We start from the raw sequence: 23,315 nt of genomic DNA, 5'->3' as shown, positions 1-23,315 counted from the left end.
GCGGGCAAGACTACGGTGCTTCTGGTTAACAAAAGCGGTGCAATATGCAAGTTTTTATCATGCGTCACGGCGACGCTGCCCTCGATGCAGCCAGTGACTCGGTTCGTCCATTAACCGCATGCGGTTGTGATGAGTCTCGTCAGATGGCAACCTGGCTGAAAGGCCAGAAAGTGGATATTGAGCGGGTTCTTGTGAGTCCTTATCTGCGTGCAGAACAGACGCTGGATATCGTAAGAGAGTGCATGAACCTGCCGAAGAACGTCGACGTCATGCCGGAGCTGACGCCGTGCGGCGACGTTGGCATGGTCAACGCCTATCTTCAGGCGCTGGCGAATGAGGGTGTGGCAACGGCGCTGGTCGTTTCTCACCTGCCGCTGGTGGGGTACCTCGTCTCAGAGCTCTGCCCGGGAGAGACTCCCCCGATGTTCACGACCTCGGCCATTGCCTGCGTGACGCTCGATGCCAACGGCAAGGGCGAATTCAACTGGCAGATGAGCCCCTGCAACCTGAAGATGGCGAAAGCTATCTAATCTCCCCCCGGAGCCGACGTATTACGGAAGCTCCGGCGGTTGCCACTCTTCAATCTCAATCAGCACCAGCAGTGCGGCGTCTCCGCCGTACTCTTTTGGCGCCTGATGGAAGGCCATAATATGCGGATGCTGCGCCAGCCATAATGGCGTTTGCTGCTTCAGAATATGCTTTCCGTGGCCGTGCATCACGCAGGCGCAGAATACGTGTTCCCGGCGGCATGCGGCAATCAGCGCGCCCAGCTCCTGCTTTGCCTGCTGCTGGGTTAAACCGTGCAGGTCAAGAAACAGCTCGGGCGAATAGTCTCCGCGGCGCAGCTTTTTCAACTCAAAGTGGCTCACGTCCGAACGGACGTATTTTACCGACCCCTCGGTATTCAGCAGCGGCTGAAACTCATCCGAAAAGTAGTGGCTGTTGTCGGCCTGCTCCTGAAGCAGACGCTTCGGCGGCACTTCGGTTATTTTCTTGCGCAGCGGGCGGTGAACGATAGTGTCCTGCTTAATCTTACGCGTGCCGGTCATGAGCTGACGGAACAGCGTCTGATCCTCCACGCTAAGCGATGTTTTCTTTTTCATTGCCCACTCTCATCTTTTCTTTGCGCTAGTTTACCCGACCCGGAGTAGATCCGGGCAAGCAAAACGTACTTTTCCCCCTCAGCCTGACGTAAGAATGCTGATTTATCGCCGTCTTCGTGGCAAACTAGCCGCCGAATTTACAGTAGAGCGTGTCCTGGAGGATGGCGTGGATAAAATTTTTGTTGATGAAGCAGTCAATGAGCTGCAGACCATTCAGGACATGCTGCGCTGGGCGGTAAGCCGCTTCAGCGCGGCGAATATCTGGTACGGTCACGGCACCGACAACCCGTGGGACGAAGCGGTGCAGCTGGTACTGCCTTCGCTGTACCTGCCGCTGGACATCCCGGAAGACATGCGCATTGCGCGCCTGACCTCCAGTGAAAAGCACCGCATCGTTGAGCGCGTGATTCGCCGCGTCAACGAGCGCATTCCTGTCGCCTATCTGACCAACAAAGCCTGGTTCTGCGGCCATGAGTTTTACGTCGATGAACGCGTGCTGGTGCCGCGCTCGCCGATTGGCGAGCTTATCGAAAACCAGTTTGCCGGACTGATCGACCATCAGCCGCAGCATATCCTCGACATGTGCACCGGCAGCGGCTGTATCGCCATCGCCTGCGCCTATGCCTTCCCGCAAGCGGAAGTCGACGCGGTGGATATCTCCCCTGACGCGCTGGCCGTCGCCGAACAAAACGTGGAAGAGCACGGGCTGATCCATCAGGTTACGCCGATTCGCTCCGATCTGTTCCGCGATCTGCCGAAGGTGCAGTATGACCTGATCGTCACCAACCCGCCGTACGTCGACGAAGAAGATATGTCCGATCTGCCGGGCGAATATCGCCATGAGCCGGTGCTCGGGCTGGCTTCAGGCAGCGACGGTCTGAAGTTAACCCGCCGCATCCTCGCCTGCGCCCCGGATTACCTCAACGATGACGGCATTCTGATTTGTGAAGTTGGTAACAGCATGGTACATCTGATTGAGCAGTACCCGGATGTCCCGTTCACCTGGCTTGAGTTCGATAACGGCGGAGACGGCGTGTTTATGCTGACCAAACCGCAGCTGATCGCCGCCCGGGTGCATTTCGGTATTTATAAAGACTAAAAGTAAAAACAACACGCAAATATGACGGAGCCGTGATGGCAGGAAATACAATTGGACAACTCTTTCGCGTAACCACCTTCGGCGAGTCGCACGGCCTGGCGCTGGGCTGCATCGTCGACGGCGTACCGCCGGGCATCCCGCTGACCGAAGCCGATCTGCAGCACGACCTGGATCGCCGCCGTCCCGGCACCTCGCGCTATACCACCCAGCGTCGCGAACCGGACCAGGTTAAGATCCTGTCCGGCGTATTCGAGGGCGTCACCACCGGCACCAGCATTGGCCTGCTGATTGAGAATACCGACCAGCGTTCGCAGGACTACGGCGCGATCAAAGACGTTTTTCGTCCCGGCCACGCGGATTACACCTACGAGCAGAAATACGGTCTGCGCGATTATCGCGGCGGCGGACGCTCGTCGGCGCGCGAGACCGCGATGCGCGTTGCGGCAGGGGCGATCGCCAAGAAGTTCCTCGCGGAGAAGTTTGGCATCGTCATCCGCGGCTGCCTGACCCAGATGGGAGATATCCCGCTGGCCATTAAAGACTGGGAGCAGGTTGAACAGAACCCGTTCTTCTGTCCCGATCCGGATAAAATTGAAGCGCTTGATGAGCTGATGCGCGGCCTGAAAAAAGAGGGCGACTCGATTGGCGCAAAAATCACCGTCGTAGCCGATGGCGTGCCTCCGGGACTCGGTGAGCCGGTATTCGACCGCCTGGATGCCGACATTGCCCACGCGCTGATGAGCATCAATGCGGTGAAAGGCGTTGAGATTGGCGACGGCTTTGAGGTGGTTAAGCTGCGCGGCAGCGAAAACCGCGATGAGATAACCAAAGCCGGTTTCCAGAGCAACCATGCGGGCGGCGTGCTCGGCGGCATCAGCAGCGGTCAGCAGATTATTGCGCATATTGCGCTGAAGCCGACCTCCAGCATCACCGTTCCGGGGCATACCATTAACCGCTTTGGCGAAGAAGTCGAGATGATCACCAAAGGGCGGCACGATCCGTGCGTGGGGATCCGCGCGGTGCCGATCGCGGAAGCGATGCTGGCGATCGTGTTAATGGATCACTTTATGCGTCAACGCGCGCAAAACGGCGACGTGACGACATCAATTCCACGCTGGTAATCGATGAAAAAAACCGTTATTGCTCTGCTGGCGCTCGTGGCCAGCTCTGCCTGCTCTGCGGCAACGCCGTGGCAAAAAATCACCCAGCCGATAGGCGGCAGCGCGCAGTCTATCGGCGCTTTTGCTAACGGCTGTATTGTGGGAGCCCAGGCGCTGCCGCTGAACTCGGTAAACTACCAGGTGATGCGTACCGACCAGCGCCGCTATTTCGGCCACCCCGATCTTGTCCGGTTTATCCAGCGCCTGAGCAATCAGGTGCATAGCCGGGGAATGGGGACGATGCTGATTGGCGATATGGGCATGCCCGCCGGCGGGCGTTTTAACGGCGGCCACGCCAGCCATCAGAGCGGCCTGGACGTGGATATTTTCCTCCAGCTGCCGCAGACGCGCTGGAGCCCGGCGCAGCTGCTGAAGCCGCAGGCGCTGGACCTGGTCTCCGGCGACGGCAAGCGCGTTGTCCCGGCGCGCTGGAGCCCGCAAATTAGCCAACTGATCAAGATGGCGGCGGAAGATAGCGAGGTCACGCGCATCTTCGTTAACCCGGCCATCAAACAGCAGCTCTGCCTCGATGCCGGAAGCGATCGCGACTGGCTGCATAAGGTTCGCCCGTGGTTCCAGCACCGTGCGCATATGCACGTTCGTCTGCGCTGTCCTGCCGGAAGCCTGGAGTGCGAAGAGCAGGCGCCGCCGCCTGCCGGCGACGGCTGCGGTGCAGAGCTGCAAAGCTGGTTCGAACCCCCGAAACCCGGATCAACCCCTCCTGTGAAGAAGACGCCGCCTCCGCTGCCGCCTTCCTGCCAGGCGCTACTGGATGAGCACGTTCTTTAATGGATAGTTTTATCGACCTGTTTATGGTTTCGCCCACGGTGCTGGTAGTGCTTTTCTTCGTCGCTATTCTCGCCGGATTTATCGATTCTCTGGCCGGCGGCGGCGGGCTGTTGACCGTCCCGGCGCTGATGGCTGCGGGGCTTCCCCCGGCGCAGGCGCTGGCGACCAACAAGCTGCAGGCCTGCGGCGGCTCGCTCTCCGCGTCGCTCTACTTTATCCGCCGCAAGGTGGTGAACCTCGCCGATCAGAAGCTTAATATTGTGATGACCTTTATCGGCTCCACCGGCGGTGCGCTGCTGGTACAGCACGTGCAGTCCGATATCCTCAGGCAGATTTTGCCGATCCTGATTATCGGGATTGGCCTCTATTTTCTGCTGATGCCAAAATTAGGCGAGGCCGATCGCCAGCGTCGCTTGTACGGCCTGCCGTTCGCGCTTATCGCCGGCGGCTGCGTGGGTTTCTATGACGGCTTCTTCGGCCCGGGTGCCGGCTCGTTCTACGCCCTGGCCTTTGTCACCCTGGCGGGGTTCAACCTTGCAAAATCAACCGCTCATGCGAAGGTGCTCAACGCGACCTCCAACCTTGGCGGGCTGCTGCTGTTTATTATTGGCGGTAAAGTGATTTGGGCTACCGGATTCGTGATGATGGCGGGGCAGTTTATCGGCGCCCGCGCCGGCTCACGGCTGGTATTGAGCAAAGGGCAATCGCTGATCCGACCGATGATCGTGGTCGTGTCCGCAGTGATGAGTGCGAAACTTCTTTATGACAGCCACGGGGCGGAAATCCTGCAGTGGCTGGGAATGAATTAATGCAACAGCAACACCATTATGAGCAGCTGATCGCTATTTTTGACGGCTGCTTCGCCGGCGATTTTAATACCCGTCTGATTAAAGGCGATGACGAACCGATCTATCTTCCGGCTGATAACGACGTACCTTTTAACCGTATCGTCTTTGCCCACGGCTTTTATGCCAGCGGCCTGCACGAAATTTCGCACTGGTGTATTGCCGGGAAAGCGCGTCGTGAGCAGGTTGATTTCGGCTACTGGTACTGCCCGGACGGTCGGGATGCGATGACGCAGAGCCAGTTTGAAGACGTCGAGGTGAAGCCCCAGGCGTTTGAGTGGCTGTTTTGCGTGGCGGCGGGCTTCCCGTTTAACGTCAGCTGCGACAACCTGGAAGGGGACGTCGAGCCCGATCGTATTGCCTTTCAGCGGCGGGTCCATGCCCAGGTCATGAGCTATCTGGAGCAGGGGATCCCGGAACGTCCGGCACGATTTATTCAGGCATTACAAAAATATTATCAAACGCCGCCACTGACGGCAGAACAATTTCCGTGGCCGGAAGACCTGCACTAAGGCCACGCTTTACACTAGAAGAGGAAAGACAATGCTCGCGGAGTTTGAATCACGCATTCTGGCGCTAATCGACGAAATGGTAGACCACGCCAGCGATGATGAACTGTTTGCCGGCGGCTATCTGCGTGGCCACCTGACGCTGGCGGTAGCCGAGCTGGAAGGCGGAGACGATCACTCGCCGCAGGCGATCAGTGACCGGGTGACTCGTAGCCTGGAAAAAGCGATCGGCGCGGGAGAGCTTTCGCCGCCGGACCAGATCCTCGTTCAGGATATGTGGAATAAATTGTATCAGCAGGCAAAACGCTAAATAGCCTGCTCGATAGCCCTGGCCGCGCGTTGCGAGGTCGGGGAATAGCCCGGAGAGTGCCATCCGGGCTACCTCAACGGATTATTTCACCGCTTTTCCCTTCAGCAGTTTTCTTACCCATAGCCGATTAGGATTGAGCGCCGCCAGCGTTTCGCGATCCATTGGCAGCGGTTCACCGCTCATCTGTGTCGCCAGAATTTCCGCCGTTAACGGCGCGGAGCACAGCCCGCGCGATCCCAATGCCCCAAGAAGATAAAGATTACTATGCACCGGCGCAGAGGGCGCATCCTCCTTCTGCCCGGCAAGCTGAGCGTACCGGGCAAGCGTAGCCTCATAGTCCGGCACGTTGCCGACCATCGGTAAATGGTCGCGGGTGGCGCAGCGCACGCCGCAGCGGGCCTCGTTGGCGCTGGTATCGACCTCCTGGGCCCACTGCGCATCGGGGAAGCAGTCTACCAGGCGCTGACGGTTCTGCCGCTGGTCCTCGGCGCTGAACGCCGTTTCCGTCTGCCCGCGATGATAGCTGGCTCCGATACAGTGCTGCTGGTTCCGCGGGTTTTGCGGCGTCAGGTAGCCGTCATAGCACAGCACCTGGCGCAGCTGAGAAAGCCCCGGCGTCGTCGGGATATGGCTAACCTGGCCGCCCACCGGATAGGCCGGCAGCTGCGCGGTTTGGCTGAAGGTTGTCAGCTGATGGCCGTTCGCCAGTACCACCACCGCATGCTGCTGGCTCTGGTTCAGCTGCCAGCCGTCGTCTCCGGCGGTGAGCGTCTCCACCTTAAAGCCATAGCGCGCGTGCAGCCCTCGGGTCGCCGCCAGCGCGAGGAGTTCGGCCGTCAGCTGCTGCGGGCAGAGCCAGCCTCCTGCGGGATAGGCGATCCCGCCGCAGCCGGTCTCGACGCCGGTCGCCTGCGCCACCGCTTCGGCGCTAACGGCGGCGGCAATTTCCGCCGGTAGATTGAGCTCAAGCATTTGGGCGATTTTTTGCCCGCTTTTCTCATCCCAGGCGAGCTGCGTCACGCCGCACCACTGGTGGTCGAAGGTGACCGGCAGCGCATCGTAAATCCTGCGCGCGAAGGTAAATGCGGCGGGGAAGAAGCGGGTCAGGGCCGGGTCGTGCTGGCTGAGCAAAGGATACAGGGCTCCCTGACGGTTGCCGGATGCGCCTTTGGCGGGGGCATCGTCGGCGCAATAGAGCGTCACCTGCCAGCCGCGGCGCAGCAGCGCGAGCGACAGCAGGGCGCTGGCAATCCCGCCGCCGATAATCGCCACCTCGCGTTTTTCGCTGGCGGTGCGGGCAAACCACGGCGCGCGCGCGGGCAGGTTCAGCTCGCGGCTCATCTCGCCGATCAGCATCTCTCGCTTGCGGCCAAAACCTTTATGCTTCTGCATGGTAAAGCCGGCTTCCTGCAGGCCGCGACGCACGAAGCCTGCGGAGGTGAAGGTCGCCAGCGTTCCGCCCGGTTTTGCCAGCCGGGCCATGGCCGCGAAGAGCTCTGGCGTCCACATATCCGGGTTTTTTGCCGGCGCAAACCCGTCGAGAAACCAGGCATCGACCTGCTGATTGAGGGAGTCATCAAGCTCAAGGGTCAGCTCGTTGATATCGCCGAACCATAAATCGAGGGTCACGCGTCCGTCGTCAAGCAGCAGCCGGTGGCAGCCGGCAACGGGCAGCGGCCACTGGGCCTGCAGTTGTTCCGCCCACGGCGCCAGCTCCGGCCAGTGCCGGTGGGAGAGGGCCAGATCGGCGGCGGTGAGCGGAAATTTTTCAAAACTGATGAAATGTAATCTTTGCAGGGTAGCTTCGGGGTAGTCACGGTGAAAAACGTCGAACGCCTGCCACAGCGTAAGGAAGTTGAGGCCGGTGCCGAATCCGCTCTCCGCCACCACAAACAGCGACTGGGAATGAACAGGAAAGCGTTCACCGAGGCGGTTGCCGCCGAGAAAAACATAGCGGGTCTCTTCCAGACCGTTGTCATTGGAAAAGTACACGTCGCCGAAATCTCGGGAAACAGGTGTACCCTCAGCGTTGAATTCCAGGTTGGCAGGTTGTATGGCGTTTTGTTTCACGTAAGTTACTCGAATCTCAAGGCGTAGAACGATCTTAACGATGTGTGCCGGGAGGCGCAAATTTATACACAAAATGGCTGATCGGACTTGTTCGGCGTACAAGTGTACGCTATTGTGCGACTCGAAACTTAAAATAGTGCGACTTACAGAGGTATTGAATGAAACGTGCAGTGATTACTGGCTTGGGCATCGTTTCCAGCATCGGTAACAACCAGCAGGAAGTCCTGGCATCTCTGCGTGAAGGACGTTCAGGGATCACTTTCTCTCAGGAATTTCAAGATTCAGGTATGCGCAGCCACGTATGGGGCAACGTTAAGCTGGATACCACCGGTCTGATCGACCGTAAAGTGGTTCGCTTTATGAACGATGCCTCCATCTACGCCTATCTCTCAATGCAGCAGGCCGTAGAGGACGCTGGATTGAAAGAAGAAGTTTATCAAAATAACCCGCGCGTCGGTCTGATCGCCGGTTCCGGCGGCTCTTCAAAATACCAGGTGTTTGGCGCAGATGCGATGCGTAGCCCGCGCGGCCTGAAGGCCGTTGGCCCGTACGTGGTGACCAAAGCGATGGCCTCTGCCGTTTCTGCCTGCCTGGCCACGCCGTTTAAAATCCACGGCGTCAACTACTCTATCAGCTCCGCCTGTGCGACTTCCGCACACTGTATCGGCAATGCCGTAGAGCAGATTCAGCTGGGTAAACAGGATATCGTTTTTGCCGGCGGCGGCGAAGAGCTGTGCTGGGAAATGGCCTGCGAATTCGACGCAATGGGCGCGCTGTCCACCAAATACAACGAAACTCCGGACAAAGCGTCCCGTACCTATGATACGCACCGCGACGGTTTCGTTATCGCTGGCGGCGGCGGTATGGTTGTGGTTGAAGAGCTGGAGCACGCTCTGGCACGCGGCGCACACATCTATGCGGAAATCGTCGGCTACGGCGCAACGTCCGATGGCGCCGACATGGTTGCCCCGTCTGGCGAAGGCGCAGTCCGCTGCATGCACATGGCGATGCAGGGCGTTGACACCCCGATTGATTACCTGAACTCCCACGGTACCTCAACGCCGGTTGGCGACGTGAAAGAGCTGGGCGCAATCCGTGAAGTCTTCGGTGATAACAGCCCGGCAATCTCCGCAACGAAAGCGATGACCGGCCACTCGCTGGGCGCCGCTGGCGTACAGGAAGCGATCTACTCTCTGCTGATGCTGGAACACGGCTTTATCGCCCCAAGCATCAACATCGACGAGATGGACGAGCAGGCCGCAGGCCTGAACATCGTGACTAAGCCGACCGAACGTGCGCTGACCACCGTGATGTCCAACAGCTTCGGTTTTGGCGGCACCAACGCCACCCTGGTGATGCGCAAACACGACGCATAGTCAGTCAGTAATTGAAAAGGGAGCCAGCAGGCTCCCTTTTTTGCATTATTGAGAGAGCCTGGCGCAGGGAGGCACACTCACCTCGTCTTACTCTGCGAACTGGAGTAAAGCATGTCCGCAGCGACAAAAACAACGAATCCCTCTTCGGCGAATATTTCGCTATTTCGCATTACGTTTTCCGTCTTTCTGACCTACATGACCGTTGGCCTTCCGCTGCCGGTGATCCCTCTTTTTGTGCACCACGAGCTCGGTTTTGGCAACACGATGGTTGGCATCGCCGTTGGAATACAGTTTCTGGCGACGGTTCTGACGCGAGGCTACGCCGGTCGCCTCGCCGACCAGTACGGGGCGAAACGCTCGGTGCTGCAGGGGATGCTCGCCTGCGCGCTGGCCGGCGCCGCGTGGCTGCTGGCGGCGCTCCTGCCGGTATCGATTGTAGCGAAATTTGCGCTGCTGGTGCTGGGCCGGCTAATCCTTGGCTTTGGCGAAAGCCAGCTGCTAACCGGTAACCTGAGCTGGGGGCTGGGCCTCGTCGGGCCGACGCGCTCGGGGAAAGTCATGTCATGGAACGGAATGGCCATCTACGGATCGCTGGCGGCCGGCGCCCCGCTGGGGCTGCTGATCTACACGCAGTACGGCGTTGCGGTGCTGGCCTGCGTCACCATGGCGCTGCCGCTCCTTGCCCTCGCCATTAACGGCACGGTCCGCAAGGTTCCGGCGCACGGCGGCGAGCGTCCGTCGCTGTGGAGCGTTGTCGGTATGATCTGGCGTCCGGGGATTGGCCTTGGCCTGCAGGGGGTCGGATTTGCGGTGATTGGTACCTTCGTCTCGCTCTATTTTGCCAGCAACGGCTGGGCGATGGCCGGCTTTACGTTGACCGCTTTTGGCGGCGCCTTCGTGCTGATGCGCATCCTGTTTGGCTGGATGCCCGATCGCTTCGGCGGGGTGAAGGTGGCGACGGTCTCGCTGCTGATTGAGGCCGCTGGCCTGACGCTGCTGTGGCTGGCGCCGGATGCCTGGGTCGCCTTAGCCGGCGCCGCGCTGACCGGCTGCGGCTGCTCGCTTATCTTCCCGTCGCTGGGCGTGGAGGTGGTGAAGCGCGTTCCGCCACAGGTGCGGGGCACCGCGCTGGGGGGCTATGCGGCGTTCCAGGATATTTCATACGGTATTAGCGGTCCGCTTGCCGGGCTGCTGGCGACGTCTCTGGGCTACTCGTCCGTCTTCCTGGCGGCGGCGGTCTGCGCCGCGCTGGGTATCGTCGTCACCCTGGTATCACTACGCAAGTAGGCCTATGGCTCGGCCCTCGGTGAGTGAGGGCCGGCCGCCTTGCGCGGAAGATAGTACTTCACCTGAAACTCAAACATGTTGGTATAGAGGATCGAGTAGTCGATAGGCTGGTGCTGTTCGTCTATCGCCTGGGTCTGCATGCGGATGATGGGATCTTTGGTGCTGATATGTAACAGTTTAGCCAGCTCGGGGGAGGGGAGAATGGGGACAATCGATTCGTAGCATCCGTCTATTCTCACCCCGCAGTCATTTTCAATGTAGGCAAACTTCGATTTTTTCATATGGGCAATCGTCAGGTCCGGAAAGCGCGTTGCCGAAAGCCAGGTCTCTTCTAATTGCATCGCAATATTGTCGATAAAACGCAGTCTTTTAGCATAATAGACGGGTTCTCCGTGCTGCAGTTGCAAGCCTTTAGCTATTTCCTCTGATGCCGGCTGTAATTCAAATTTGAGAATTTGGCTGGAGGGGGTTTTACCTTCATTACGGGCGATTTCAGTAAAACTGTCTAAATGGGTAACGGAAGCCTGAAAATGTTTATTTCGGATCCACGTTCCGGATCCATGACGGCGCTCAATTAAGCCGTCCTCCTCCAGCGTTTTTAGCGCCTTACGCAGCGTATTGCGTGAAACATTATAAAGTTCTGCCAATTCCTTTTCTGCTGGCAGAAGATCTCCGACGCTATAGGCTGGACTATTAATTTTGTTCTTCAGTAAATTAACTACGTTTTTATAGACCACTTTTGAACCTCTTAAATCCTTTTATAAACATCATGTTGTCATCACTGTACGATGAAGTTACGTCAACACGTTCATTTATTTCTTTGCTTTTGAACAACTTTTACATTGCTAACTGTGATCAAAACTGCGGATAAGAAAATTAACAATTATTACAGTGCTCGTCAATTGAGCCTCTTGAACAGGAAAAGGTAAGGGATATGAAAAATATATTGTTAGTGTGTGCCGCCGGGATGTCCACCAGTATGCTGGTAAAACGAATGCAGGATCGCGCCGGGGGGGCTGGTATTGCCGCTAATATCAATGCGCTGGCTATTTCTGAAGCCAAGGAAAAAATAAAAAAAAATGAGGTTGACGTTGTGCTGTTAGGGCCTCAGGTGCGCTTTCAGAAAAATGAAATAGAGGAAATCGCGCAAGGAAGAATACCGGTAGCGGTCATCGATATGAAAAGCTACGGGCAAATGGATGGCCACGCCGTTTTAGATAATGCCCTACAACTGCTGGCAGGCAAGTAATTACGCTAAAATTGCTCCGCCCCGCAGGTCGGGTATTGATTTCCAGCACGCCGGATGTGAATGCCTTCATCAATGATTCGCTAGTGAACGTTAATTATTAGAAAAGGGTTAATCATGAGTTTTATGGATAGCTTTGAACGGGGTATGGAGAAAATTTTGGTGCCGGTGGCCATCAAATTAAACTCTCAGATCCACGTCTCAGCAATTCGGGATGCATTTATTTTATCGTTCCCGATCGTTATGGCCAGCTCGCTAATTATTCTTATTAATTTCGCGATACTTTCACCCGATGGCTTTATCGCCAGTATTTTACATCTGGGAACGCTCTTTCCGAATTTGGCCGACGCACAGCAAATTTTCACCCCGGTAATGAACGGCTCGGTCAACATTATGGCGATACTGATTACCTTTCTTGTCGCGCGTAATATCGCAATAAGCTACCAGCAGGACGATCTGCTGTGCGGGCTGACGGCGATCGGCGCCTTTTTTGTGGTCTATACGCCGTACGTTATCATCGATGGGCAGGCCTATCTGACAACAAAATATCTCGGGCCGCAGGGGCTGTTTGTGGCGATTATTGTCGCCATTATCTCCAGCGAAGTATTTTGTCGCCTGGCGCGCAATCCGAAAGTGACGATTAGTATGCCAGCCGCGGTGCCGCCGGCGGTGGCGCGTTCATTCAAGGTGCTGCTGCCTATCTTCTTCGTGATGATCTCTTTTTCGATTATCAACTACCTGTTAACCCGCATTTCGCCAAACGGTCTTAACGATCTGATCTATACCCTGATTCAGGCGCCGCTAAAGGACATGGGCACCAATATCGTCACCGTTCTGGTGCTCGGGCTGGTGGCGAACTTCCTGTGGGTGCTGGGGATCCACGGTCCGAATACGGTAGCGGCAATTCGTGAAACTATCTTCTCGGAAGCGAACCTGGAAAACCTCTCCTGGGCCGCCTCACACGGCAGTACGTGGGGAGCGCCGTATCCGATTACGTGGACCGGCATCAATGATGCGTTCGCTAACTGCGGCGGTTCCGGTATGACGCTGGGCCTGCTGATCGCGATTTTTATTGCCTCCCGGCGTAAGGATTATCGCGATCTGGCGAAGATGGCTTTTGTTCCCGGGCTGTTTAATATTAACGAACCGGTCATGTTTGGCTTACCGATTGTGCTGAACCCGATTTTGGTTATTCCGTTTATCTTCGTGCCTTTTATTAATTCGCTCATTGGCTACTTCTTTATCAGCATGGAGTTTATTCCGCCAATCGCCTACGCGGTTCCGTGGACCACGCCGGGCCCGCTGATCGCCTTCTTTGGCACCGGCGGAAACTGGCTGGCGCTGTTTGTTGGGATCCTGTGCCTGGCCGTATCAACGTTGATTTACTTACCGTTTGTCATTGCGTCAAATAAAGTGAATACCGCCGCTGCGGCACAGTAGCGCGCGCCCCTCTGGCTTTACCTGCCTTCGGCCTCATGGCTGAAGGCAAATTATAAAAATATAAAAGGTACCCTATGTATTCAAGTAAATTGAAGGTTAGCTTATTGTCTTTATCCGTTCTGCTGGCTATTTCGTCAAGCAATACGGTGGCGGCTAAATTAACGATTGAACAGCGTCTTGAATTGCTGGAATCAGAGCTGTCGGCGAATAAAAAAGAATTACAGAAAACGCAATCGCAGCTCTCGACGTATAAAGATAAAGTGGCCGTGCTGCAGAAAAGTATTAAGGAGAATGAACAGCGCAAGGTCACGGCCGGCTACCCAACGGCGGCCTCGCCGGTGGCTGAAAATATCGTCAATGAAAATAACGAAGTCGGTGAAAAATCGGCACCGGCACAGGTGAAGGCGACGCAGCAGGTGGCGGTTATCAATACCGACGGCAAGAAGGCCAGAGTGGAGAGTATTACCATGAAGGATCTCAGCAAATTCGTTAAGGACGATATTGGCTTCAGCTATCAGGGATATCTGCGCTCGGGGTGGGGAACGTCTAACCACGGCTCGTCCCAAACCTATGCCGCCGGCTCTCTGGGCCGCTTTGGTAATGAGATGAGCGGCTGGTTTGACCTGACCCTCAATCAGCGGGTCTATAGCCAGGACGGCAAAACGGCTAACGCCGTGGTGACCTTCGATGGCAACGTGGGCGAGCAGTATAACGACGCATGGTTTGGCGATACCAATAACGAAAATATCCTCCAGTTCAGCGATATCTTCCTGACGACGAAGGGCTTCCTGCCGTTTGCGCCGGAGGCTGATTTCTGGGTAGGGAAGCATAAATTGCCCGAATATGAAATTCAGATGCTTGACTGGAAATCGCTGACTACCGATGTTGCCGCGGGTCTTGGGATCCAGAACTGGACGCTGGGCGTTGGCCAGCTGGACGCCTCGCTCAGCCGCAATGACGTGGATGTCTATTCGCGCGACTTCTCCCGGACCACGCAAATGAATACTAACTCTGTCGATCTGCGCTATCGCAACATCCCGCTGTGGGAGAAGGGCTCGCTGTCGTTAATGGGGAAATATGCCTTTGCCAATAAGAGTGACGAGCAGAAGGAAAATGAGGATAACAGCGGCTACTTCAAGCTGAAAGACACCTGGATGGTGACCGGTATTGTACGCCAGGAGCTGGAGCGTAAAGGCTTCAATGAGTTTACGCTCCAGGTGGCAAATAACTCTTACGCCAGCAGTTTCTCGAACTTCTCCGGCGCCAGCAACTCAATGGCGCATGGCCGCTACTATTATGGCGACCACAGCAACGGGGTAGCCTTACGTCTGATTTCGCAGGGGGAAACGTACCTCGCCGATCGGATTATTATGGCGAATGCGCTGGTCTGGTCGCACGGCAACGATATCTATAGCTACGAAAGCGGCGCGCACAGCGACTTTGACAGCCTCCGGGCGGTCATCCGTCCGGCCTGGATTTGGGATACCTGGAACCAGAGCGGGGTGGAGCTGGGCTGGTTTGCGCAGAAAAATAAAACTCAGCAGGGCAAGGACTTGAAAGAGTCGGCGTATAAAACGACGCTCTACCATGCGCTAAAAGTGGGGCCAAGCCTGTTGGGATCGCGTCCGGAAATTCGCTTCTACGGCACCTATATCAACATTCTCGATAATGAGCTGTCGCAATACCGCTTTAACGACAACAGCAAGGATGAGTTTATGCTGGGCGTGCAGGCTGAGGTCTGGTGGTAACCGTCCCCTGACCAGAGTAACGCCCGTCTCGTGCGGGCGCTACCGTAACGGTGATATTAGCCGCCCCGTTTCTCTGGCGGCAGGCGCTACGCAACCATCAGCCATATCAGCGCCAGCGCGGCCAGCGCCAGCAGGATAAGCCACGGCTTTTTGAGCCGTGCGGAGAGCGGGGTGGCCTCCGTTTGCAGCGAGGGGATCGCCAGGGTTTCCTGGGCGCGCGCCACCCGCAGCACGAAAACTTTGTTTAACAGCGTCAGTATCTGGCTGGAGCTCAGCGCCGACTGCGGCGTCACGTGCCAGCTGTTGCGGGCAAAATCGGCGATCTTCTGCCACTCCTGCGCTTCCAGCGGCTGCTTCAGCGCGGCCTGCAGCGAGTTGAGCGTCGGGCTGGCCTGGGTGCTTAGCGTTTGCCGCGCCTGAAGCCAGTAGGAGAGCGGGGTAAAATGCGTTGCCGGGATCAGCTCGCCGGTTTTCACGCCGCACAGCTCCAGCATCGATTGCCAGATAAGCTTGCCGGGCTCGCCGGTTGCGGCGGCAAGGCGGGTCACCAGCTGATTCAGCGTGTTGTGTTCCGCCGGCAGCAGCGGGCGCAGCGTAGGCTGACGCTGTTGGGGCGACGGAATCGACAGCCGGCCGTTTTGCAGCAGCTGCAGCACGTTCTCAAGCTGCTGCTGGGTCAGCGCGTGTAGCGTAGTTTGGCCATAATTCTGGCGAATATAATCGCTTACCGCCTGACGATTGTTGCCCTGGCTCAGCAGCTCGCCGAGCTGCGCCAGAGTCTGACGGTGGCGATGGTTTTGCTGCGCAACGGTCAGGCGCTGGTTCAGGTGACTTTCGGCGGCGGCAAAGTGGCATGCCAGCAGCGGCGCATCGCCTTTCAGTCCCAGATCGTGCTTGATTCCGGCCCACACTTCCGCGTTCTGCTGCGATGTTAGCGCCACCAGGCGGGTGATCAGTCGCTCGAGAACGGTGCGTTGTTGGGTGGTCAGCGAAAGCTCCCCGGCGACGGGCGCACCGGAGGGAGCCGTCCCCGGAGGGCGATCGGACATACCTGAAACGGGTTGTGTCATGATTAATCCTTTCCGTATTACTGTACTGAGGCCCGGTGATGATGTTCCTGGCGGCGAGATTATGGCACACTTCCCCGGTTTACTCTCGTTCTCAGACAGGTACTGAACCGTGAAAATCCTCGTTGATGAAAATATGCCCTATGCCCGTGAGCTTTTTAGCCGTTTGGGCGAGGTGAGGGCGGTCCCCGGCCGCCCAATTCCGGCTGAAGCGCTGACCGATGCCGACGCGCTGATGGTCCGCTCCGTCACTAAAGTCAATGAAGCGCTGCTTGCCGGAAAGGCTATTCAGTTCGTCGGCACCGCGACCGCGGGCACCGATCATGTCGATCAGGCGTGGCTCCAGCAGGCGGGGATCGGTTTTTCCGCCGCGCCGGGCTGCAACGCTATTGCGGTGGTTGAGTATGTTTTCTCGGCGCTGCTGATGCTGGCCGAGCGCGACGGCTTTGCGCTGACCGATCGTACCGTCGGGATTGTGGGGGTGGGCAACGTCGGCGGACGGCTGCAAAAACGTCTTGAAGCTCTGGGGATTAAAACGCTGCTTTGCGATCCGCCGCGCGCGGATCGCGGTGATGAGGGCGATTTCCGCAGCCTCGACGAGCTGGTTCAGCAGGCCGATGTGCTGACGTTCCACACGCCTTTATATAAAGAAGGGCAGTACAAGACGCTGCACCTCGCGGATGAGGCGCTGATTAGCCGTCTGAAGCCGGGAACGGTGTTAATTAACGCCTGCCGTGGTCCGGTGGTGGATAACGGCGCGCTGCTGAAGCGCCTGCAGGCCGGGCAGCCGCTGAGCGTGGTGCTGGACGTCTGGGAGCCGGAGCCGGATCTTAACCTTGAGCTGCTGGATCGCGTGGATATCGGTACCGCGCATATCGCGGGCTATACCCTTGAAGGGAAAGCGCGCGGGACGACCCAGGTGTTTGAAGCCTACAGCGCGTTTATCGGCCATCCGCAGCAGGTTGCGCTGGATACCCTGCTGCCGGCGCCGGAGTTTGGCCGTATCACCCTCCACGGCGCGCTCGATCAGGCAACCCTGAAAAGGCTGGTCCATTTGGTGTATGATGTGCGCCGCGACGATGCGCCGCTGCGAAAAGTGGCCGGTGCTGCGGGTGAATTTGACAAGCTGCGCAAAAATTACCAGGAACGCCGTGAATGGTCTTCGCTGTACGTACAGTGCAGCGATGAGCAGGCGGCGACGCTGTTGCGGCAGCTCGGCTTTAATGCCATACATCATCCTGTTCGTTAATATCTTCTTAATGACCCTGTTGGATACTCCTGCAGGGTCGCTTTTTTCCGGAGTAAACCACCATGTCTGAAGGCTGGAATATTGCCATACTGGGCGCAACGGGCGCCGTCGGCGAAGCCCTGCTCGAAACCCTTGCTGAACGTCAGTTCCCGGTGGGTGATATTTACGCCCTGGCGCGTAACGAAAGCGCGGGCGAACATCTGCGCTTCAACGGTAAGTCGGTCATCGTACAGGACGCCGCGGAGTTTGACTGGACCCAGGCCCAGCTGGCCTTTTTCGCCGCCGGCGTCGAAGCTACGGCGGCCTACGTTGATGAGGCGACTAACGCTGGCTGTCTGGTTATCGACCTCAGCGGCCTGTTCGCGCTGGAGCCGGACGTCCCGCTGGTCGTGCCGGACGTCAACCCATTTGTGCTGGCCGATTACCGCAATCGTAACGTTATTGCCGTGGCCAACAGCCTCACCAGCCAGCTGCTGGCCGCGCTGAAGCCGCTGATTGACGAAGGCGGCCTGTCGCGTATTCAGGTCACCAGCCTGCTCTCCGTTTCCGCCCACGGTAAAAAAGCCGTCAGCGCGCTGGCAGGCCAGAGCGCTAAGCTGCTCAACGGCATGCCGATTGATGAAGATGATTACTTTGGCCGTCAGCTGGCGTTCAATATGCTGCCGCTGCTGCCCGATCGCGAAGGCAGCGTGCTGGAAGAGCGACGCATCGTCGACGAAGTGCGGAAGATCCTCCAGGACGAAGGGCTGATGATCTCCGCAAGCGTGGTCCAGTCGCCGGTATTCTACGGCCATGCGCAGATGGTTAATTTCGAAGCCATGCGTCCGCTGGCCGCAGAAGAGGCGCGCGATGCCTTTGCGCGCGGGGAAGATATCGAGCTGTCCGAAGCGCGCGAGTTCCCGACCCAGGTTGGCGACGCCTCCGGCACCACCCAGCTCTCCGTCGGCTGCGTGCGCAACGATTACGGGATGCCGGAGCAGGTTCAGTTCTGGTCCGTTGCCGACAACGTCCGCTTCGGCGGCGCGCTGATGGCGGTCAAAACCGCCGAGAGGCTGGTGCAGGAGTATTTTTACTAATGTCTGAGCTGGAGCAGCTGCCGGTCTATAAAATCGCGCTGGGCATCGAGTACGACGGCAGTAAATATTACGGCTGGCAGCGGCAGAACGAAGTACGCAGCGTGCAGGAGAAGCTGGAAAAGGCGCTCTCGCAGGTGGCGAATGAACCGATTAACATCTTCTGCGCGGGCCGCACCGACGCTGGCGTTCACGGCACCGGCCAGGTGGTGCATTTTGAAACGCGTGCGCTGCGTAAAGACGCGGCCTGGACGCTGGGCGTGAATGCGAATCTCCCTGGTGACATTGCCGTGCGTTGGGTGAAACATGTGCCGGACGCGTTCCACGCGCGCTTCAGCGCAACGGCGCGCCGCTACCGTTACGTTATCTATAACCACCGGCTGCGCCCGGGGGTATTAAGCCAGGGAGTGACCCATTATCACCAGCCCCTGGATGCCGAGCGGATGCAGCGCGCGGCGCAGTGCCTGCTGGGTGAGAATGATTTTACCTCGTTCCGTGCGCTGCAGTGCCAGTCGCGTACGCCCTGGCGCAACATGAAGCACATTAGCGTCACGCGTTACGGCGCATATGTGGTGGTCGATATCAAAGCAAACGCCTTTGTACATCATATGGTAAGGAACATTGTCGGCAGCCTGATGGAAGTAGGGGCCGGTAACCAGCCAGAGAGCTGGATTGCAGAACTTCTGGCGGCAAAAGACAGGAAGCTGGCCGCCGCGACGGCCAAAGCCGAGGGATTGTATCTGGTGTCGGTTGATTATCCGGCCCATTTCGATCTGCCGGTGATGCCGATGGGCCCGCTGTTTCTGGCGGACTGACGTATACGCCTCATCCTTCAGGCTGCCGCGCTGCCGGCCGCGCTGGTTTCCCCGGACTCGCCTCTTGAGGTGGGCCCGGGAGCTACCGTTCGGCCGCCTGGCTGCGCCGTGAAGGATTTTACGTATTGCTATTAAGGACTCAAACGGTATGGACCTGATTCGCTTTTTAATTGATTTCATCCTGCATATAGATGTACACCTGGCCGAACTGGTTGCCGAGTACGGTATCTGGGTTTATGCCATTCTGTTTTTGATTTTGTTTTGCGAAACGGGTCTGGTGGTGACACCGTTCCTGCCGGGAGATTCGCTGCTGTTTGTTGCCGGGGCGCTGTCTGCGCTGCCGACTAACGATCTGAATGTGCATCTGATGGTGGTGCTGATGGTTATCGCGGCGATTGTCGGCGATGCCCTGAACTACACGATCGGCCGGCTGTTCGGGGAAAAGCTCTTCAGTAATCCTGACTCAAAAATCTTCCGCCGCAGCTATCTGGACAAGACCCACGCGTTCTACGAGCGTCACGGCGGCAAAACCATTATCCTCGCTCGCTTCGTACCAATTGTCAGAACCTTTGCGCCATTTGTGGCGGGAATGGGCCACATGTCCTATCGTCATTTTGCGGCCTATAACGTGGTTGGCGCGCTGCTGTGGGTGCTGCTGTTCACCTACGCAGGCTACCTGTTTGGCGATTTACCGATCGTCCAGGAAAACCTGAAGCTGCTGATTGTGGCGATTATTCTCCTGTCCGTGCTGCCGGGAGTGATTGAAATCATTCGCCACAAGCGCGCGGCGGCGAAGCAGTCAAAATAATCACCGTAGCCTAATCTTCTTCGGGCGGAGCGCCGCCGCCCGAAGAGTGAAGTGTGAGCGGTACGACCACTTTTTTATCCCATGTGACGGGATGTTATGATTTAATGTGCAACATTCATGGTCTGTAAGGGTCAAAAATGGCATTATGCGCCCCTTACGACAAAACTGGCATCGACCAGGTTCAGGCAGAAAGGTTATCAATGAGCTGGATTGAACGAATTAAAAGCAATATAACTCCCACCCGCAAGGCAAGCATTCCTGAGGGTGTATGGACCAAGTGCGACAGTTGCGGTCAGGTATTGTACCGCGCAGAACTGGAGCGCAACCTGGAGGTTTGCCCTAAGTGCGATCACCATATGCGTATGTCGGCGCGTAATCGCCTGCATAGCCTGTTGGACGAAGGTTCCCTCGTGGAGCTGGGAAGCGAGCTCGAGCCGAAAGATGTGCTGAAGTTCCGCGATTCGAAAAAATACAAAGACCGTCTGGCGTCGGCTCAAAAAGAGACCGGCGAGAAAGATGCGCTGGTGGTCATGAAGGGCACCCTGTACGACATGCCGGTTGTCGCCGTTGCTTTTGAATTCGCCTTTATGGGCGGTTCGATGGGCTCGGTGGTGGGCGCGCGCTTCGTACGTGCCGTTGAGCAGGCGTTGGAAGACAACTGCCCGCTGGTTTGCTTCTCAGCGTCCGGCGGCGCGCGTATGCAGGAAGCGCTGATGTCGCTGATGCAGATGGCGAAAACGTCAGCCGCGCTGGCGAAAATGCAGGAGCGCGGTTTACCCTATATCTCCGTGCTGACCGACCCGACGATGGGCGGCGTATCGGCGAGCTTTGCGATGCTCGGCGATCTCAACATCGCGGAACCGAAAGCGCTGATCGGCTTTGCCGGTCCTCGCGTTATCGAGCAAACCGTACGCGAAAAGCTGCCGCCAGGATTCCAGCGCAGCGAGTTCCTGATTGAAAAAGGGGCGATCGACATGATCGTACGTCGCCCTGAAATGCGCCTGAAGCTGGCCAGTATTCTGGCGAAGCTGATGAATCTCCCGGCACCGTGCCCGGAGGTTCCTCATGAAGGCGACGCGGTACCGCCGGTACCGGATCAGGAACCAGAGGCCTGATAATGCAGAGGGCAGGCCTGACGGTGCTGCCCTTTTTTTATATTCAAATAGCTACGCGACATCATCCTGACCTGACCGCTTCGCGGCACGCTGAAGGATGAGCGTATTTACCGTTAACTCTTGCGGACATCATGGAAAAAGAACCTATTCCTCAGGCCACGTCGCCCCTGGCTACGTGGCTTTCTTATCTGGAGCATCTGCACAGCAAAACTATCGATCTCGGGCTGACGCGGGTGAACGAAGTTGCCGGGCGGATGGCGGTAGTGAAACCCGCACCGTTCGTCTTTACGGTGGCGGGAACCAACGGTAAGGGGACCACCTGCCGTACGCTGGAGTCGGTGCTGATGGCGGCGGGCTATAGGGTCGGCGTCTACAGTTCCCCGCATCTGGTGCGCTACACCGAACGCGTTCGCGTGCAGGGAGAGGAGCTGCCGGAAGCGGCGCATACCGCCTCTTTCGCCGAAATCGAAGCCGCGCGCGGTGAAATCTCCCTGAGCTATTTTGAGTTCGGTACGCTCTCCGCGCTGTGGCTGTTTAAGCAGGCGCAGCTGGATGTCGTTATCCTTGAGGTCGGGCTCGGCGGTCGCCTTGATGCGACAAATATTGTTGATGCCGACGTGGCGGTGGTGACCAGCATTGCGCTCGATCATACCGACTGGCTGGGGCCGGATCGCGAAAGCATCGGCCGCGAAAAGGCCGGTATTTTCCGCTCAGGCCGGCCGGCTATCGTCGGTGAGCCGGATATGCCTCATACCATTGCCGACGTTGCGGCGGAAAAAGGCGCGGTGCTGCGGCGTCGCGGCGTCGACTGGCGCTACGAGAGCGGCGAGCAGGGGTGGGATTTCAGCGACGAGCAGGGGACGCTGGCGGGACTGCCGCTGCCTCAGGTACCCATGCCGAATGCGGCTACGGCGCTGGCGGCGCTGCGCGCCAGCGGGCTGGCGGTGAACGAACGGGCGATTCGCGACGGCATTAAGCAGGCGATGCTGCCCGGGCGTTTCCAGATAATTGGCGAAACGCCGCGCGTGATCCTCGACGTTGCCCATAATCCGCACGCGGCGGCCTATCTGGCCGGGCGTCTCAAAAGCCTGCCGAAAACGGGGCGCGTGCTGGCGGTTATTGGTATGCTGCATGATAAGGATATTGCCGGTACGCTGGCAAACCTGATGGCTGAGGTTGATTGCTGGTACTGCGCGCCGCTGGAAGGGCCGCGTGGAGCAACGGCGGAGCAGCTGCTGGAGCATTTGCGTACGGGTAGAGCCTGCGCAGACGTCGCTCAAGCATGGCATACGGCTATGGCCGATGCCGGACCTGAAGATACGGTGCTGGTGTGTGGCTCATTCCACACGGTAGCGCACGTAATGGAAGAAATAGACGCGGGGAGAATCGGTGGCGAGTAAGTTTCAGAACCGTTTAGTCGGGACGATTGTGCTGGTGGCGCTGGGGGTTATTATCCTCCCAGGGCTGCTTGACGGTCAGAAAAAACACTATCAGGATGAGTTTGCGGCGATCCCGCTGGTGCCAAAGCCGGGCGATCGCGATGAGCCTGATATGCTACCGGCGGCAACGCAGGCCTTGCCTGCCCAGCCTCCGGAAGGGGCGGCAGAAGAGGTGAGGGCCGGAAATGCGGCGGCGCCGTCGCTGGATCCGTCGCGCATCCCGATAAACAATAACAGCTTCGACGATGTCCAGGAGCCGGTTGTCGCGCCGAAGCCGCAGCCGAAACCTCAGGCCCAGCCGAAGCCGCAACCTCAGCCGCAGCCGAAGCCGGTCGAGAAGCCGCAGCAGCCGCCGCAGCAAACTGTCGCCCAGACGCCGGCGCCGAAGCCAGCTGAAATTCCTGCGCCGACCGGCAGAGCCTACGTGGTGCAGCTGGGCGCGTTGAAGAACGCGGACAAGGTCAACGAAATCGTCGGTAAGCTGCGCTCCTCCGGGTTCAAGGTTTACACGTCGCCTTCAACGCCGGTGCAGGGGAAAATCACCCGCATTCTGGTTGGCCCTGATGCGTCGAAAGATAAGCTGAAAGGCCAGCTTGGCGATCTGCAGCAGCTGTCGGGTCTGAGCGGCGTGGTGATGGGATACACGCCAAACTAGCCTTGCTATTCAGTCTGATAGCGTTGAGAGCGCCGAGGCTTGTGCCGGGAAAGGAGGCATTCTTCCTTGTGCGGTCAGAACGGTGGGCCGTCGGGCCCGCCACCCCGCTTGC

Annotated in this window: 23 protein-coding genes; 19 read left to right on the top strand and 4 right to left on the bottom strand. The window is 57.9% G+C overall.

Annotated elements, in window-relative coordinates; translation table 11 throughout:
• Nucleotides 1-44 precede the first annotated feature (44 nt).
• Entirely contained in the window at nt 45-530 is a 486-nt protein-coding gene (gene sixA, locus EDF75_RS11315; protein WP_133599294.1) for a phosphohistidine phosphatase SixA, read from the top strand.
• Between the two features lie 21 nt (nt 531-551).
• Here sixA and smrB read toward each other — a convergent pair whose 3' ends face one another.
• On the bottom strand, nt 552-1,103 hold the full coding sequence (gene smrB / locus EDF75_RS11310) for an endonuclease SmrB (protein WP_045856128.1): 552 nt from the start codon (nt 1,101-1,103) through the stop codon (nt 552-554).
• Between the two features lie 166 nt (nt 1,104-1,269).
• Here smrB and prmB point away from each other — a divergent pair, with 166 nt between their 5' ends.
• The 6 genes from prmB to EDF75_RS11280 are packed head-to-tail and all read left to right on the top strand — an operon-like array spanning nt 1,270 to nt 5,815.
• Entirely contained in the window at nt 1,270-2,202 is a 933-nt protein-coding gene (gene prmB / locus EDF75_RS11305) for a 50S ribosomal protein L3 N(5)-glutamine methyltransferase (protein ID WP_041146611.1), read from the top strand.
• Between the two features lie 35 nt (nt 2,203-2,237).
• Complete coding sequence (gene aroC, locus EDF75_RS11300) at nt 2,238-3,323, top strand: chorismate synthase (protein ID WP_133599292.1); 1,086 nt, start codon at nt 2,238-2,240, stop codon at nt 3,321-3,323.
• Between the two features lie 3 nt (nt 3,324-3,326).
• A complete protein-coding gene (mepA, locus tag EDF75_RS11295) occupies nt 3,327-4,151 on the top strand; it encodes a penicillin-insensitive murein endopeptidase (protein WP_133599289.1) in 825 nt (274 codons plus the stop codon).
• The gene (locus tag EDF75_RS11290) at nt 4,151-4,960 is read left to right on the top strand and encodes a sulfite exporter TauE/SafE family protein (protein ID WP_133599287.1); all 810 of its coding nucleotides are present in this window, start codon (nt 4,151-4,153) and stop codon (nt 4,958-4,960) included. Before mepA ends, EDF75_RS11290 begins: the two co-directional genes overlap by 1 nt.
• Complete coding sequence (locus EDF75_RS11285; protein WP_133599285.1) at nt 4,960-5,508, top strand: elongation factor P hydroxylase; 549 nt, start codon at nt 4,960-4,962, stop codon at nt 5,506-5,508. Before EDF75_RS11290 ends, EDF75_RS11285 begins: the two co-directional genes overlap by 1 nt.
• A gap of 31 nt (nt 5,509-5,539) precedes the next feature.
• Nucleotides 5,540-5,815, top strand: coding sequence for a YfcL family protein (locus tag EDF75_RS11280; RefSeq protein WP_123709424.1), 276 nt, complete (start codon nt 5,540-5,542; stop codon nt 5,813-5,815).
• Between the two features lie 81 nt (nt 5,816-5,896).
• Here the strand turns inward: EDF75_RS11280 and mnmC are convergent, their stop codons facing one another.
• Nucleotides 5,897-7,885 (bottom strand): bifunctional tRNA (5-methylaminomethyl-2-thiouridine)(34)-methyltransferase MnmC2/FAD-dependent 5-carboxymethylaminomethyl-2-thiouridine(34) oxidoreductase MnmC1, encoded by a 1,989-nt coding sequence (mnmC, locus tag EDF75_RS11275; protein WP_166646156.1) that lies wholly within the window; start codon nt 7,883-7,885, stop codon nt 5,897-5,899.
• Between the two features lie 158 nt (nt 7,886-8,043).
• Here mnmC and fabB point away from each other — a divergent pair, with 158 nt between their 5' ends.
• Together fabB and EDF75_RS11265 are read left to right on the top strand one after the other, a co-directional pair.
• Entirely contained in the window at nt 8,044-9,261 is a 1,218-nt protein-coding gene (fabB, locus tag EDF75_RS11270) for a beta-ketoacyl-ACP synthase I (RefSeq protein ID WP_045856114.1), read from the top strand.
• Between the two features lie 111 nt (nt 9,262-9,372).
• Nucleotides 9,373-10,548 carry an MFS transporter gene (locus EDF75_RS11265; protein ID WP_133599281.1) on the top strand — a complete coding sequence of 392 codons (1,176 nt, stop codon included), beginning with the start codon at nt 9,373-9,375 and terminating at the stop codon, nt 10,546-10,548.
• A 2-nt stretch (nt 10,549-10,550) separates the two neighbouring features.
• On the opposite strand, the gene EDF75_RS11260 is transcribed toward EDF75_RS11265, so the two are convergent.
• A complete protein-coding gene (locus tag EDF75_RS11260; RefSeq protein WP_133599279.1) occupies nt 10,551-11,285 on the bottom strand; it encodes a GntR family transcriptional regulator in 735 nt (244 codons plus the stop codon).
• Between the two features lie 197 nt (nt 11,286-11,482).
• On the opposite strand from EDF75_RS11260, the gene EDF75_RS11255 reads away from it, so the two are divergent.
• The 3 genes from EDF75_RS11255 to EDF75_RS11245 all read left to right on the top strand — a co-directional run bounded on the left by EDF75_RS11255 (nt 11,483) and on the right by EDF75_RS11245 (nt 14,982).
• On the top strand, nt 11,483-11,797 hold the full coding sequence (locus tag EDF75_RS11255) for a PTS sugar transporter subunit IIB (protein WP_133599277.1): 315 nt from the start codon (nt 11,483-11,485) through the stop codon (nt 11,795-11,797).
• A 114-nt stretch (nt 11,798-11,911) separates the two neighbouring features.
• Nucleotides 11,912-13,234, top strand: coding sequence for a PTS sugar transporter subunit IIC (locus tag EDF75_RS11250; RefSeq protein ID WP_133599275.1), 1,323 nt, complete (start codon nt 11,912-11,914; stop codon nt 13,232-13,234).
• Between the two features lie 74 nt (nt 13,235-13,308).
• A complete protein-coding gene (locus tag EDF75_RS11245) occupies nt 13,309-14,982 on the top strand; it encodes a carbohydrate porin (protein ID WP_133599273.1) in 1,674 nt (557 codons plus the stop codon).
• 86 nt (nt 14,983-15,068) lie between these two features.
• Here EDF75_RS11245 and flk read toward each other — a convergent pair whose 3' ends face one another.
• Nucleotides 15,069-16,052 (bottom strand): flagella biosynthesis regulator Flk, encoded by a 984-nt coding sequence (gene flk, locus EDF75_RS11240; protein ID WP_133599271.1) that lies wholly within the window; start codon nt 16,050-16,052, stop codon nt 15,069-15,071.
• Between the two features lie 109 nt (nt 16,053-16,161).
• On the opposite strand from flk, the gene pdxB reads away from it, so the two are divergent.
• The 7 genes from pdxB to dedD all read left to right on the top strand — a co-directional run bounded on the left by pdxB (nt 16,162) and on the right by dedD (nt 23,203).
• On the top strand, nt 16,162-17,298 hold the full coding sequence (gene pdxB / locus EDF75_RS11235) for a 4-phosphoerythronate dehydrogenase PdxB (RefSeq protein WP_159236768.1): 1,137 nt from the start codon (nt 16,162-16,164) through the stop codon (nt 17,296-17,298).
• Nucleotides 17,299-17,360: 62 nt separating this feature from the next.
• Nucleotides 17,361-18,374 (top strand): aspartate-semialdehyde dehydrogenase, encoded by a 1,014-nt coding sequence (locus EDF75_RS11230; protein ID WP_133599269.1) that lies wholly within the window; start codon nt 17,361-17,363, stop codon nt 18,372-18,374.
• Nucleotides 18,374-19,186, top strand: coding sequence for a tRNA pseudouridine(38-40) synthase TruA (truA, locus tag EDF75_RS11225; RefSeq protein ID WP_133599267.1), 813 nt, complete (start codon nt 18,374-18,376; stop codon nt 19,184-19,186). The genes EDF75_RS11230 and truA overlap by 1 nt, the downstream gene beginning before the upstream one ends.
• Nucleotides 19,187-19,334: 148 nt before the next feature.
• Nucleotides 19,335-19,994 carry a DedA family protein gene (locus tag EDF75_RS11220; protein ID WP_045856102.1) on the top strand — a complete coding sequence of 220 codons (660 nt, stop codon included), beginning with the start codon at nt 19,335-19,337 and terminating at the stop codon, nt 19,992-19,994.
• 200 nt (nt 19,995-20,194) lie between these two features.
• Nucleotides 20,195-21,109 carry an acetyl-CoA carboxylase, carboxyltransferase subunit beta gene (gene accD / locus EDF75_RS11215; protein WP_041146597.1) on the top strand — a complete coding sequence of 305 codons (915 nt, stop codon included), beginning with the start codon at nt 20,195-20,197 and terminating at the stop codon, nt 21,107-21,109.
• 131 nt (nt 21,110-21,240) lie between these two features.
• Nucleotides 21,241-22,509: a bifunctional tetrahydrofolate synthase/dihydrofolate synthase gene (gene folC, locus EDF75_RS11210; protein WP_133599265.1), complete on the top strand. Its 1,269-nt coding sequence runs from the start codon at nt 21,241-21,243 to the stop codon at nt 22,507-22,509.
• On the top strand, nt 22,499-23,203 hold the full coding sequence (gene dedD / locus EDF75_RS11205; RefSeq protein WP_133599263.1) for a cell division protein DedD: 705 nt from the start codon (nt 22,499-22,501) through the stop codon (nt 23,201-23,203). Before folC ends, dedD begins: the two co-directional genes overlap by 11 nt.
• Nucleotides 23,204-23,315 lie beyond the last annotated feature (112 nt).

It is taken from the genome of Klebsiella sp. BIGb0149 (genome assembly GCF_004362605.1).
Lineage (GTDB): Bacteria > Pseudomonadota > Gammaproteobacteria > Enterobacterales > Enterobacteriaceae > Klebsiella > Klebsiella terrigena.
This window is presented reverse-complemented; position numbering and strand designations above follow the sequence as displayed.

Excerpts from the sequence above, each read along its gene's own strand:
- mepA (WP_133599289.1), top strand. The coding sequence starts at position 3,327 with ATGAAAAAAACCGTTATTGCTCTGCTGGCGCTCGTGGCCAGCTCTGCC.
- EDF75_RS11250 (WP_133599275.1), top strand. The coding sequence starts at position 11,912 with ATGAGTTTTATGGATAGCTTTGAACGGGGTATGGAGAAAATTTTGGTG.
- truA (WP_133599267.1), top strand. The coding sequence starts at position 18,374 with ATGTCTGAGCTGGAGCAGCTGCCGGTCTATAAAATCGCGCTGGGCATC.
- EDF75_RS11230 (WP_133599269.1), top strand. The coding sequence starts at position 17,361 with ATGTCTGAAGGCTGGAATATTGCCATACTGGGCGCAACGGGCGCCGTC.
- sixA (WP_133599294.1), top strand. The coding sequence starts at position 45 with ATGCAAGTTTTTATCATGCGTCACGGCGACGCTGCCCTCGATGCAGCC.
- aroC (WP_133599292.1), top strand. The coding sequence starts at position 2,238 with ATGGCAGGAAATACAATTGGACAACTCTTTCGCGTAACCACCTTCGGC.
- EDF75_RS11280 (WP_123709424.1), top strand. The coding sequence starts at position 5,540 with ATGCTCGCGGAGTTTGAATCACGCATTCTGGCGCTAATCGACGAAATG.
- EDF75_RS11220 (WP_045856102.1), top strand. The coding sequence starts at position 19,335 with ATGGACCTGATTCGCTTTTTAATTGATTTCATCCTGCATATAGATGTA.
- folC (WP_133599265.1), top strand. The coding sequence starts at position 21,241 with ATGGAAAAAGAACCTATTCCTCAGGCCACGTCGCCCCTGGCTACGTGG.
- accD (WP_041146597.1), top strand. The coding sequence starts at position 20,195 with ATGAGCTGGATTGAACGAATTAAAAGCAATATAACTCCCACCCGCAAG.
- EDF75_RS11245 (WP_133599273.1), top strand. The coding sequence starts at position 13,309 with ATGTATTCAAGTAAATTGAAGGTTAGCTTATTGTCTTTATCCGTTCTG.
- EDF75_RS11255 (WP_133599277.1), top strand. The coding sequence starts at position 11,483 with ATGAAAAATATATTGTTAGTGTGTGCCGCCGGGATGTCCACCAGTATG.
- smrB (WP_045856128.1), bottom strand. The coding sequence starts at position 1,103 with ATGAAAAAGAAAACATCGCTTAGCGTGGAGGATCAGACGCTGTTCCGT.
- EDF75_RS11265 (WP_133599281.1), top strand. The coding sequence starts at position 9,373 with ATGTCCGCAGCGACAAAAACAACGAATCCCTCTTCGGCGAATATTTCG.
- flk (WP_133599271.1), bottom strand. The coding sequence starts at position 16,052 with ATGACACAACCCGTTTCAGGTATGTCCGATCGCCCTCCGGGGACGGCT.
- EDF75_RS11290 (WP_133599287.1), top strand. The coding sequence starts at position 4,151 with ATGGATAGTTTTATCGACCTGTTTATGGTTTCGCCCACGGTGCTGGTA.
- fabB (WP_045856114.1), top strand. The coding sequence starts at position 8,044 with ATGAAACGTGCAGTGATTACTGGCTTGGGCATCGTTTCCAGCATCGGT.
- EDF75_RS11285 (WP_133599285.1), top strand. The coding sequence starts at position 4,960 with ATGCAACAGCAACACCATTATGAGCAGCTGATCGCTATTTTTGACGGC.